This window comes from Oikeobacillus pervagus, assembly GCF_030813365.1.
GTDB lineage: Bacteria > Bacillota > Bacilli > Bacillales > DSM-23947 > Oikeobacillus > Oikeobacillus pervagus.
This window is the reverse complement of sequence record NZ_JAUSUC010000008.1, coordinates 87,441-100,058: the sequence shown is the minus strand read 5'-3', so window position 1 is coordinate 100,058 and position 12,618 is coordinate 87,441. Positions and strand designations below refer to the sequence as shown.

The 12,618-nt window shown below is 37.2% G+C and carries 12 protein-coding genes and 1 pseudogene; 1 reads left to right on the top strand and 12 read right to left on the bottom strand.

All coding sequences use genetic code 11. The annotated features are described in order from the left end of the window. Window positions 1–150 precede the first annotated feature (150 nt). Window positions 151–357 carry a DUF2536 family protein gene (locus tag J2S13_RS05015; RefSeq protein ID WP_307256611.1) on the top strand — a complete coding sequence of 69 codons (207 nt, stop codon included), beginning with the start codon at window positions 151–153 and terminating at the stop codon, window positions 355–357. A gap of 146 nt (window positions 358–503) precedes the next feature. On the opposite strand, the gene J2S13_RS05010 is transcribed toward J2S13_RS05015, so the two are convergent. The 12 genes and pseudogenes from J2S13_RS05010 to alaS form a co-directional block, all read right to left on the bottom strand. Further along, window positions 504–1,115: a YrrS family protein gene (locus tag J2S13_RS05010; protein WP_307256610.1), complete on the bottom strand. Its 612-nt coding sequence runs from the start codon at window positions 1,113–1,115 to the stop codon at window positions 504–506. 106 nt (window positions 1,116–1,221) lie between these two features. Next, window positions 1,222–2,985 carry a peptidoglycan D,D-transpeptidase FtsI family protein gene (locus tag J2S13_RS05005; RefSeq protein WP_307256609.1) on the bottom strand — a complete coding sequence of 588 codons (1,764 nt, stop codon included), beginning with the start codon at window positions 2,983–2,985 and terminating at the stop codon, window positions 1,222–1,224. A gap of 175 nt (window positions 2,986–3,160) precedes the next feature. Continuing rightward, window positions 3,161–3,637, bottom strand: a complete 477-nt coding sequence (greA, locus tag J2S13_RS05000) for a transcription elongation factor GreA (RefSeq protein ID WP_307256608.1) — start codon at window positions 3,635–3,637, stop codon at window positions 3,161–3,163. Between the two features lie 414 nt (window positions 3,638–4,051). Beyond that, window positions 4,052–4,165: pseudogene (locus tag J2S13_RS16880) on the bottom strand (uridine kinase); the annotation flags it as partial. A 98-nt stretch (window positions 4,166–4,263) separates the two neighbouring features. Further along, the gene (locus tag J2S13_RS04990) at window positions 4,264–5,538 is read right to left on the bottom strand and encodes a peptidase U32 family protein (protein ID WP_307256607.1); all 1,275 of its coding nucleotides are present in this window, start codon (window positions 5,536–5,538) and stop codon (window positions 4,264–4,266) included. Window positions 5,539–5,559: 21 nt separating this feature from the next. Continuing rightward, on the bottom strand, window positions 5,560–6,489 hold the full coding sequence (locus J2S13_RS04985; RefSeq protein WP_307256606.1) for a peptidase U32 family protein: 930 nt from the start codon (window positions 6,487–6,489) through the stop codon (window positions 5,560–5,562). A 1-nt stretch (window position 6,490) separates the two neighbouring features. Then, the gene (locus J2S13_RS04980) at window positions 6,491–7,132 is read right to left on the bottom strand and encodes an O-methyltransferase (protein WP_307256605.1); all 642 of its coding nucleotides are present in this window, start codon (window positions 7,130–7,132) and stop codon (window positions 6,491–6,493) included. Window positions 7,133–7,303: 171 nt separating this feature from the next. Continuing rightward, window positions 7,304–8,413, bottom strand: coding sequence for an endolytic transglycosylase MltG (gene mltG, locus J2S13_RS04975; protein ID WP_307256604.1), 1,110 nt, complete (start codon window positions 8,411–8,413; stop codon window positions 7,304–7,306). Window positions 8,414–8,552: 139 nt separating this feature from the next. After that, window positions 8,553–8,843: a DUF1292 domain-containing protein gene (locus J2S13_RS04970; RefSeq protein ID WP_307256603.1), complete on the bottom strand. Its 291-nt coding sequence runs from the start codon at window positions 8,841–8,843 to the stop codon at window positions 8,553–8,555. A 14-nt stretch (window positions 8,844–8,857) separates the two neighbouring features. Then, window positions 8,858–9,274, bottom strand: a complete 417-nt coding sequence (ruvX, locus tag J2S13_RS04965) for a Holliday junction resolvase RuvX (RefSeq protein WP_307256602.1) — start codon at window positions 9,272–9,274, stop codon at window positions 8,858–8,860. Beyond that, window positions 9,271–9,546, bottom strand: coding sequence for an IreB family regulatory phosphoprotein (locus J2S13_RS04960; RefSeq protein ID WP_307256601.1), 276 nt, complete (start codon window positions 9,544–9,546; stop codon window positions 9,271–9,273). Before J2S13_RS04960 ends, ruvX begins: the two co-directional genes overlap by 4 nt. Before the next feature lie 85 nt (window positions 9,547–9,631). Then, on the bottom strand, window positions 9,632–12,265 hold the full coding sequence (alaS, locus tag J2S13_RS04955; protein WP_307256600.1) for an alanine--tRNA ligase: 2,634 nt from the start codon (window positions 12,263–12,265) through the stop codon (window positions 9,632–9,634). Between the last annotated feature and the right edge of the window lie 353 nt (window positions 12,266–12,618).

Here is a 12,618-nt window from a genome sequence, read left to right as displayed (position 1 = left end):
CGATAGCCACCTTGTCTTTCGCTAACAGTTCCTACTGCCAAGCCTGTAGTGGACTTTCACCACCAAGTATCCGCCCATGCAGGGCGCACTTAAAATCGTCTACACTTATTCTATGTAAACAATCATAATGTAAAGAAAGGTGAACAATATATGCACATTGAACTTGATCTAATAGAAGACAAAATAGAATGGGTTGAAGCAGATGATTTAAATAATCTTGAAAAAAAAGTGAACGAAAAGATTGAGCAAAACCGGGCGATCCTGCTTTCCGTCCACTCTGTTTCACACCAGCTTCAATTCGATCCGGATGGAAAGAAACATTATTCTGCCGTCGTACATTTTAAAAGAAAGTTCTAGCCATGAGGAAATCATCGTTTCGTTCTAGTCCTATGTTCAGCCCCTTTGCTAAAAAAAGAAAGACCAGTATAAGCATCCATTCTTTCTAATACAATCATGTACTTTCGCAAACAGTCAAAAGAAAAATAGAGACGAGCTAATCGTCTCTACATGCCTTTATCATTTTCAATTAGTTTTTGAACCTTCGTTGGCTTCCACCCTTCACCGTCTACCCATTTAATATGGACTCGATAAGCATCATTTTGACTATCTTTTGGAGAGACAGTTCCTATTGCTTTATCAGGGCCTGCGCCTTTTATAAACCAAACGATCATATTATCTTCACTTATCCCCGTCGCATAGGATAAAGCTTGAACCTTTTCATTCCAATCAACACTTCCCATATCAAATGAGGAGCTATGCGTCCCTGTCTGTTCCGTTCCAATAGGCTCCCAAGAAGGATCTTTAATGTTTTTATCAACGTTCGGTTCGTCTCCCTCTTCCTCAATCACTTCTTTTTTCTTTTTATCATCTTGATCTTCATCATGATGATCTTTACTATCTGCTTGCTTTTTGTTTGGCGATTTGTCCTTTGGTGATTCTGTTTGCTGTGTGGTGTTCGTCTCTTTCGCTTCCTCTTCATCATTTCCACCAGAAAATATCGAATAGGCGACGATGACAATTAACACGATGACAACGACAATTGCTGTATTTAAAATACGATTGGTTTTTCTTCTTTTTGATCTTTTTTCAGACCGAGATTGCTTTTGATCAGACATATATGAATGGTCGCTCCTCTCTTGCTTTCACTCATTATTCTATCATGACTTCATTCGAACATGAAGTAATTTACCATATACATCTGCAAGTTGAAAAGAGACTTTTTTAGGAATCTTGTCGCTCTTTTTCGTAAAGCATTGAGACAATATCTTTATAAAGGGGGAGTACTCCCGCTTCATTTTCTAAAGCATCTGCATGAACCGCTACTAAAGCATATTTCGGATTTTCAAATGGAAAATAACCCGCAAACCATTTATTATATAATGGTTTTTCATTTTCATATCGCCCCGTTTGAGCTGTTCCTGTTTTTCCCGCAATCGATAAAGGAGCGGATTGTAGATATCTTGCTGTTCCCTTTTCGTTAAGGACAACCGAACGTAATAACTTTTGAAGTTTGGCCGCGGTAATCGGTGAAATCGTTTCTCCAGATAATTTCTTTTTGTTAAATTTTGCGATGGAATTCCCATTTTTATATTCAATAGCTTGTACAGCACGTACTGCTTGCTTTTCCCCACCTCGGGCAATCGTTGCCATCATATTGGCGACTGCGATTGGGGTTACTCTTACTTCATGCTGTCCAATTCCTGTTTGGGCAATATAATTTCGATCTTTTCGATCCTTTTCCTCCCCAAAGATATTCGCTTTTCCCTCACGAAATTGCTGGAAGTCCTCGAAGTGAAAAAAGTCACCTTTCCAACTAACTCCTCCTGTAAGTGAAAGTTTATCTGCATAGGTTTCGATCATATTTTCATCCATTTCTTGGAGTTCTCTGGCAAGATCAGCAAATGTGCGGTTACAACTTTGAGCGAAACTTTCTTGAAAGTCTAAATCACCCAGTTGCTTTTTATCTTTTTTTCCATATATATTTTGACTACAGGCGAATTTGTCCTCTTTTGACACAATTCCTTGTTCAAGAGCACCTGCAGCAATGACAGTTTTAAACACGGATCCAGGAATAAGAGGGGTAAAAAGATAATTTTTCATTCCATCATTTCCATATGGATTTTTTTGATTAATTTCTGGCTTTGAGACGAGCGCTGTAATGTCATTTGTTTCAATATCTAATAGCGCAATACCGCCTTTTTTTATCGGATAATTTTCCATTAATTTTTCTATTTTCGTTTGGATTTCTAGGTCGATGGAAGTCTTTACTTGAATAGGGTAATAAGGATTCGCTGGTGAAGTATATTTTACATCTATTCCAAATAGTGGGCCTCCAATACCGTCAACATGATAAACTAATTTCTCTTCCCCTTCCGAGAGTAATAGTTCATCAAATTGTTTTTGAAGTCCACTAATTCCTAGCTTAGGTTTCCCATGAACTGGAACATGTTGATAGCGTTTTTCAAATACCTCTTTATTTTCTTTAACAATGCCAATTAAATGCTCAGCTGAATGATTTTGCTCATTATACACCTTTTTTACAGCGATTAACCCAGGAACTTTTAGCTTGTTGATTTTGTCCATTTCACGCTCTGTTAGTTGGAATGGGCCTTCCCCTTCTTTTAATGTAAAAATAAAAGGGTTTTTTTCACGCTCAACAGCTAATTTTATTTTCCAACTTGGAACATCAATGATTTCCTCTAGTTGTTTGAATAGATCCAGACGGTTTTCTAAAAAAGGAAATAGGACCATGACAGGGATTTCCTTATAAGTAACGGGGTCGCCGTGACGGTCTAAAAACTGCCCTCTACCCTCGTCAATGACTAGTTGCTGTATGCGTTGATGTACGCTTTCCTCTAATAAATTCACCCCGTGTCTTGAAAAATCTTCTGCTTGCAAAAGTTGAATTTGCATAAGTCTACCCATTAATAACATCATAGAACTAAACATGATAATGCTTAAGAATAAATATCGTTTCGTTTTCATGAAAAACACCTCGTCAACCATTGTTGACGAATTATTCAAAAAATAGCCTTCAAACTACTAATAAAAAAGCGTAAAGATTGTCTTTACGCTTTTTGTTTAGGAAACTTTTAAGACTGTGGATAATCTTTTAAAAAATGTTGTCCACGGCAAGGCACTTATGCATTTGTTCTTTCCATTATTTTATTTCTGTAATTTTCACATTCAATTCGCCACCAGGAGTTTGTACAGTTACTTTGTCTCCGATTTTTCTACCAAGTAGGCTTTTCGCAATAGGTGAATCATTGGAGATTTTTCCTTCAAACGGATCGGCTTCGGCACTTCCCACAATAGTATAGCTTTCTTCATCGCCATCTGGAAGTTCTATAAATGTAACGGTTTTTCCTAAAGTAACGGTATCTGAGTTTTGCTCATCTTCTTCTATAATTTCCGCATTGCGAATCATTGTTTCAATCGTGCTAATACGTCCCTCAACGAAGGCTTGCTCTTCTTTGGCGGAATCATACTCTGAGTTTTCCGAAAGATCTCCGAAACTACGGGCGATTTTAATTCTTTCCACTACTTCTTTACGTCTTACCGTTTTTAAATATTCTAGTTCTTGTTCTAATTTTTCCTTACCTGCTTGAGTCATAGGATATACTTTTTCTGTAGCCAATTCCCTTCACTCCTTCTTAAGTATAGCTCTTTTCCAAGTTTTTGTTGTTTTTAAGAACATTAAATGTTTCTACTTCGGGGATGTCCCCTAAGACTCTCTCTTTGCTTATGCAAGGATATCTCCTTTTGCTTCCACATATAACGTCTTATTAGAGAACAACGAGTTTTTCTCTATCCAACACAACAAAATTGAAAAAAGCAGCGTTAGAATAACCTTTTGTATCAAAAGGCTATTAATAATACATGAGAGCGCGTCCTTCTATGAGGGCGCGCATTTTCCATTCATGTTTAATTAGTTATGAATTCACTAGACTGATGCTGCTGCCAATATAGGATTCCCTATTTATCTCATCACCAGCTATTGATTTAACTTAGTAACTAATTATTATTTTCTATTATTTTCTATGATATCGTATTACAAAAATGACTTTTGTTCAAGATTTGTTTGTATTTTCATTACCATTAAGTCAATTAGAGCGGCATTTTGTTCACCCTTATGAATTATAATGTCAGCATATCGTTTCGTCGGTCAATCCATTAATTATTCAAAGGGCGAACTAGGATTCAATCGTACGTCCTCTTTCTTATCAATCTCGAAGTAAAGGACGGGCTTTTGTTTCATGTTGTTTATTGGAGCTCTTTTCGCATCATATTATGCGGGTAAACTGGTTGTTCGACTTTAAATTGGACGATTTGTAATGGATGACGAGCAGCATCTATTTCCTGACCTTCTTCATCCCAAATTTTCTCAACAACTTGTGTGAAATTATTGATTTCCGGTCCGAAAAATTCCACTTCATCCCCTGGGCGGAAGTGGTTCCGCTGTTGTAATGTGACCATTTTTGTCTTAGGATTATAGTCTAAAACAAGCCCTGCAAAATCATACGTTGTTTTCTTCCCATGTATGCCAAACATTTGCTCTTGATAACCCGGAACTCCTTCAAAAAAAGCAGGCGCTGTGTCGCGGTTTGCACATTTATCTAGTTCGCGCAACCATTCTTGTTTGATTTGGAAATTCTCTGGATCTGCACAATATGCATCAATGACCTTCCGATATACCGTTACAACCGTCGCGATATAATGAATAGACTTCATCCGACCTTCGATTTTTAAACTATCGATCCCCAGTTCAATCATTTTAGGAATCGATTCTATTAAATTCAAGTCTTTTGGGCTCATGGCAAATGGTGCATCTTTTTCTTCAAATAACGGTTTTTCTTGCTCCCCATTTAATTGATAGAGATCATAATCCCAACGACAAGATTGGCAACAACCCCCACGATTCGAATCCCGGGCAGTCATATGGTTGCTTAGTACACAGCGTCCTGAATAAGCAATGCACATTGCTCCGTGTATAAATGTTTCAATTTCAATATCGACCTTTTCCTTCATTTCTTTTATCTCACGAGCACTCGTTTCGCGTGCAAGGACAACACGTTCTAGCCCTTCTTCTTTCCAATATTGTACAGCTTTCCAGTTAGATAATGATTGTTGTGTACTTAAATGGACTTCAATATTAGGTGCAACACGACGGCATGTTTCTATAATTAAAGGATCCGCTACAATAACCCCTGTTACTCCAGCCTTTTGAAGACCCCGTAAATAATCATCTAATCCATCAATATTCTCATTATGGGCAAAAATATTCGTTGTGACATATACTTTTGCTCCATATTTTTTGGCAAACTCTACTCCCTCTTTCATTTCTTCAAAAGTAAAGTTGTCAGCATTTGAACGTAATCCATATTCTTGACCTCCGATGAACACAGCATCGGCTCCATAATGGATGGCGATTTTTAATTTTTCAAGATTCCCGGCAGGTGCAAGAAGTTCTGGTTTTTTGATAATTACACGTTTTCCATCGATGATTTTTGATATGTGATCTTCTTTAACGGTTGACATATAAGTCCCTCCCTCTGTTTCTTAATATACTGTTTCTTTAAAGAAAAAGCCGGTATCCAACGGGCGGTTTTTCGGTTGTATTTCCTCTATTTTTTCTAAAAGCCCATCCTTTATTTCATCATATTGATCGGGATTTTCAGAACATACATCAATCGCCTTTCGATATAATTTTGTTACTTCTATAATGTACTCAGGAGATTGCAAAACCCCATCAATTTTGAAGCTATCAATACCTGCTTCGGTCATTTCTTGAAGCTCATCAATAATGCAAATATCATTAGGACTCATAATATGTGTTCCATTTTCGTCTTCAAAGATCGGATATTTATTTTCTCTTTCTTTATCGTGAAGAAACATCCCTTTTTCAAATTTTTTCTTTTCAACGGCCATTGTTTTCCCTTGATATTCAAAATAGTTTCCAATTAGAGAGCGTTTGGATTGGAACATGCAAGTCATTCCATGTACCTGAACCTCAATCTCAACCTCTGCGTTTTCCTTCATTTCAATAATGGAGTCCATATTGACTTCACGAGCAACAACCGCTCGTTTTGCCCCTTTCTTCCCCCAATAATTACATGTATACCAGTTTGTCACGGTTGTTTCTGTATTCCAATGAAGTGGCATTTCTGGTGCGACTTCTCTTCGTGCCATTAGGACAGCAGGATCTCCGAAAATAATCGCATCACAGCCAACTCCCTGTAGGAACTGAATATAATCACCAAGCGCCTCCACTTTTTCATTATGAATGATGGCATTCATGGCAACATACACTTTCTTTCCCTGTGAATGTGCAAGCTCAATAGATTTTTTTACATCTTCTCTAGAAAATTCCCCTGCTAATCGCAGGCCAAATTTTTGTTCTCCAATCACAAAAGCGTCTGCACCGGCCTCACATAAAGGGATGATATGGTCAACATTTAGAGGAGTTACTAATAATTCTGGTTTGGTCATTCTACTCACCTCGTTTTATACTTACAGCTAATCCATCCCCAACTGGAAGGATGGTTGTATGAAAAGTTGAATGATTCATTAACCATTCATTATACGTTTGAATCTTTCGGACTAATGATCGAATCCTTTTTTTCTCAATCAACTCTTTCGTCACTAACCCTTTGAATAAAACATTATCTGTATATACCACGCCATTTGGTCGCAAAAAATCAGTATAAAGTTCAAAGAATTTCGTATATTGCCCTTTAGCCGCATCAATAAAAATCGCATCAAATGGTCCTAATTGCCCAACTTGATGAACGGTTTCTAGTGCATCTCCAAATATGAGTTGAATACGATCTGAGTAGCCGGCTTGTTCAATATATTGAATCGCTTGTGTATAACGAATTTCATCTCTTTCAATCGTTACTATATTTGCCTTTGGAAGCGCCTTTGCCATCCTTAAACTCGAATAGCCGATGGCCGTTCCAATTTCGAGAATATTGTTTGGTTGTTGAATACGCAAAAATTGTAGCAATGCTTCTATTCCGACCGTTTCCATAATCGGAACCCCGTTATCCTTCGCGAACTTTTCCATGTCCGTTATGAACGAATCCCGCCCAGGTAATAACGAGTCAATATAATGATGGAGCTCATCGTTCATCTTGCATCCCCATTTCTAAATATAGTGAATCCCAATCATGTAAGGTTTACTTGGTTACAAGAAAAAGAAGAAAGCTCGAAATAAGCTTTCTACTTGAAAAATGTTTAAGTTTCTTGCAAAAATGCTTTTTATATTGTATCACAAAAAAGGAGAAAAGCGAACTTTCCCCCTTTACTGCTTTTTCCCTTCGTAGTAATTTGTAATATATTTTTCTTTAAACTGGTTATGCTCTTTTAATGTTTTGGAATAATAAACATCGCCTGCAGGTGAAGCTAAAAAGTACAGAAAATCTGTTTGTTCAGGATTTATTGCTGCTTCGATGGAGGAAACTCCACTGTTTGCAATCGGGCCTGGTGGCAAACCTTTTACATTATACGTATTATAAGGGGATTTAACCTTTAAATCATCGTAAATCACACGCTTTTTATGACTTCCTAATGCATATAGGACAGTTGGATCGGTTTGTAAGGGCATATTCTTGTCTAGGCGGTTATAGAAAACACTCGAAATTTTCTTGCGGTCTGCTTTTTCGGTTGCTTCTTCCTCTATTAAGGATGCCATCGTTAATAATTGATGAGTAGATAAGTTTTTAGCGGCCATAGCCCCTTTATATTGTGAAAGAACTTTTTCTGTTTTTTTAATCATACGCTCAATGATCACTTCTAATTTAATTTTTGGATCATGAAATGCATAGGTTGCTGGATATAAATAACCCTCAAGTGGATATTTAATATTTTGATTTAATAAATCCTTTGTTAAAAGGTCTGGATATTTTTGAATCAGCTTTTCAATATAAGACCTGTCATTTAATTTCTTCCACACAATTTCTTCTTTATGGTCAGAATTCTCACCAATAATTGCTACAATCTCTTTTAACTGTGATCCTTCAGGAATCACTAACGTAATCGCTGCGTTTTCCAATGTATTTCCTGATTTTAGCCCTTTAATAATATCCTCAATCTCCATTGCTGGTGTAAATTCATAAGTTCCGGCTTGTAAACCAGTATGATTCTTATATTTCACATAATATTTAAATAATGTTGGACTTTTTATAAGATCATTCTTCTTCAGTTGTTCAGCAATTTGAGTAACACTTGAACCAGGTTTAATTGTAATGATTCGTGGTTGATGGTTATGAGGATCTACTGGTTCTAATGATTTTTCCATATAGGAATATAGTGCAAAAGCACCACCTCCTATGACGATTGAAAAAGCTACCAGTAAGATTAAAATGGCTTTCAATGTTCTTTTTCTTCCATTAAAATGAATGCTATTCGACATTACCTTTCCCCTTTCGACGAAAAACGGGATGTTTTCAGTATCTTCATCATTATACTATATTTTCTCCAAATGAAAATAGACCGACCCCATAATTAGGATCGGTCAATTGAAATTTATAATGCACGTAAGCCTACAATCATTATGCTTCGTTTTCCTCTTTATCTAAAAAGGTATTCAGCGTTTCCTCAATTACATCCCATTCTTCATCCGTTTCAATTGGTTGAAGTTCCCCTTCTTGTCCTTCTTCCCCTGGAATAAATGCTGAGGCATGAATTTCAATTTCGTCATTTTCATCTTCTTCTGCACCAACAGCATAGTATAACACATAAGATTTTTTAAACTCTTCTGAATCAAATGTGAATAATATTTCACACAGTTGTTCGTTTCCATCCTCATCAATTACTGTAATATTTTTTTCACCATGTTCCATTGCTTTTCACCTCATTATTTTTGGCTGTCCAAATAACCTTGTAAAATCATCACGGCCGCCATTTTGTCAATTACTTTTTTTCTTTTTTTACGACTAACATCGGCTTCAAGTAATACTCTTTCTGCCGCCATTGTACTTAATCGCTCGTCCCATAAATGAACTGGCAAGTGGAATAATTCTTCTAGCTTTTTAGCGTATGCTTGTGAGGCTTCTCCTCTTGGACCAACCGTATTATTCATATTTTTAGGAAAACCTACTACAAATTTCTCGATTTCATATTCATTGACAAGCTCTTTTATTCGATCAAAGCCAAAGACATTTTTTTCTTCATTGATCTTGATTGTCTCTATTCCTTGAGCTGTCCAGCCTAGTTCGTCACTGACAGCGACACCAACCGTTTTCGAGCCTACGTCTAAGCCCATTGTTCTCATTTTGTTTTATCCTCTCGCTGTTGCATTAAATAAGTTTTGACAAGTTCTTCAATAATTTCATCGCGCTCTAACTTGCGAATGATATTTCTTGCATCTTTATGTCGTGGAATATAAGCAGGGTCTCCTGATAATAAATATCCGACAATCTGATTAATCGGATTATAGCCTTTTTCTTGAAGAGCCCCATATACTTGGAAGAGAACTTCTTTAACGTCTTGTTCAAACGGCTCTTCTGAAAAGTTAAACCGCATAGTTTGATCCATTGAGCTCAATTTAAGCACCTCACTTTAGGCTTTTTTTGGAAAATACACCTGCTACGTTTCTATATTAACCATTGTACATCATTTACTTTTAGAATCAAAAATTTTTCACTAATTCAAATACAAATTTAATCGCTTCATCCACTTTTGATGGATTTTTCCCTCCAGCTTGCGCCATATCCGGGCGACCACCGCCGCCTCCACCACAAATGGAAGCAACCTCCTTGACAATCTTTCCAGCATGATATCCCTTGTCCACTAAATCTTTTGTTACAACAGCAATAAGATTCACTTTCTCTTGTTGAGTAGTTGCAAGAACAATAATCCCTGATTCTATCTTCTGTTTTAATTCATCCGCCATGTTTCGTAAATTGTTCATATCACTTGCTTGAACTTTAACAGAAAGCACGTTTATCCCATTAATTTCTCTTACTTGATCTAAAAGACTTCCCGCTTCTATATTTGACAATTTTACAGAAAGTGATTCATTTTCCCGTTGTAATTCTTTTAGTTCAGAATGCAAGGAATCTACTTTTGAGACAATATCTTTTGGATTTGTTTTTAATTTCGAAGCTGCTTCTTTTAATAAAGATACTTGTGAATTTAATAAATGATAGGCAGCTTCTCCAGTAACCGCTTCGATCCGTCGAGTTCCAGCGCCGATTCCACTTTCGGAAATGATTTTAAACAATCCAATGACAGCTGAGTTTGGAACATGACATCCCCCACAAAGTTCCAGACTATAATCACCGACCGATACAACTCGGACAACCTCTCCATACTTCTCACCGAATAATGCCATAGCCCCCATTGCCTTTGCTTCTTCGAGATTTTTAAGATCAGTTCGCACAGGAAGACTATCCCAAATTTTCTTATTGACGATTGATTCAATTTGTTCGAGCTCTTCCGACTGAATTTGACCGAAATGGGAAAAATCAAAACGTAAGCGATCAGGTTCCACTAATGATCCAGCTTGATTTACATGTTGCCCAAGTACATCTTTTAATGCTTGATGGAGCAGATGTGTTGCCGTGTGATTTTTGACCACTTTTGCTCGAGCCGCTTCATCAACTGTTGCCGTAACGGCTTGTTTTTCTTTTAATGTACCTGTTTGGATGATAGCACTTTGTAAATGTTGCCCATTCGGTGCTTTTTGCACATCTTTTACTTCAACAAGAACACCATCTGCGACCAATGTCCCCTTATCTGCAATTTGTCCACCACTTTCTGCGTAGAAAGGAGTTTGGTCAAGGATAAACTGTATTTCGTCCCCTTCATGTGCTTCCTTGACAATTTGACCATTGACGAGAATCGATTCTACTACTGCTTCTGTCGATAATTTTTCATAACCAATAAATTGACTCTCAACTTTGATTCCTGATAACACGGAATTTTGCACCTGCATTGAATCGACATCTTGACGTGCAGCACGAGCGCGATCTCGTTGATTTTGCATTTCACGGTCAAATCCTTCATGATCCACTTTCATGCTTTCTTCCTTGGCATATTCTTCTGTTAGCTCAATGGGAAATCCGTATGTATCATATAATTTAAATACATCCTCACCCGAAATCATATTATTCCCTTCAGCTTTTGCCTTCTTCATTACAGATGATAAAATGGCAAGACCTTCATGTAAAGTTTCATGGAAACGTTCTTCTTCATTTTTGATTACTTTTTGAATAAAATCAGATTTTTCTTTCACAGTTGGATAATAATCAACCATCACTTCGCCTACAACTGGTACTAATTTGTACATAAATGGCTTATGGATATTAATTTGTTTGGCATAGCGAACGGCTCGTCTTAATAAACGTCTAAGTACATACCCGCGACCTTCATTAGATGGAAGAGCCCCATCCCCTACCGCAAAGGCGACAGTCCGAATATGATCGGCTATGACTTTAAATGCGATATCTGATTCTTTATTTTCCCGATATGTAACTCCCGAAATTTCTTCTGTTGCACGAATAATCGGCATGAATAAATCTGTATCGAAGTTCGTTGGTACTTCTTGAACAACAGATACCATTCTTTCCAGTCCCATTCCTGTATCAATATTTTTCTTTGGAAGAGGTGTATAAGTACCGTCTGGATTATGGTTAAATTGTGAGAAAACTAAATTCCAAATTTCTAAATATCTTTCATTTTCCCCACCAGGATATAATTCTGGATCATTCACATCATTTCCATATTCAGGTCCACGGTCATAGAAAATTTCCGTATTAGGCCCACTTGGTCCTTCTCCAATATCCCAATAGTTTCCTTCCAGGCGAATAATTCTTTCTTCAGGAATTTGAACTTTCTCTTTCCAAATTTGATAGGCTTCAACATCTTCCGGATGAATGGTCACTGAAAGCTTATCAGGATCAAAGCCTATCCATTTCTTATCCGTTAAAAACTCCCAAGCCCATTCAATGGCTTCCTCTTTGAAATAATCCCCTATGGAGAAGTTTCCCAACATTTCAAAAAATGTATGATGACGTGCGGTTTTTCCTACATTTTCAATATCATTTGTACGAATGGATTTTTGCGCATTGGTGATTCTTGGGTTATCTGGAATAACACGGCCATCAAAGTATTTCTTTAAGGTTGCTACTCCACTATTTATCCATAATAAAGAAGGGTCTTCATGTGGAATAAGTGAGGCACTAGGCTCCACCTGATGTCCCTTCTCTTGGAAAAAATCTAAAAACATTTGCCGAATTTGTGATCCCTTTAGCTTCTTCATTAGCTGTTCCTCCTTGAATATTATGTAAAGTAAAATAAAAAAGCTCTCATCCCTGGGAACAGGGACGAAGAGCTCTTCGCGGTACCACCCTGATTATGGACAATTAGACATTCAATCATCCATCTCTTCAGAACCTTAACGCGGTATAACGACAGGTATTAGCTGCACTCCAGATTAGCTTTTCTGTTATCCTTCATCTAGAATTTCTCTCAGCCTTTGGAAATTCCTCTCTGATTCATGTTGAATGAATAATAGATGGTCTATAACATACTCGATCCTTCAACGATTTCTTCCCATTATGTATAGCTCTTACGCCAAACGAATCCACTTTACGTATTATAGTGGAATTATAG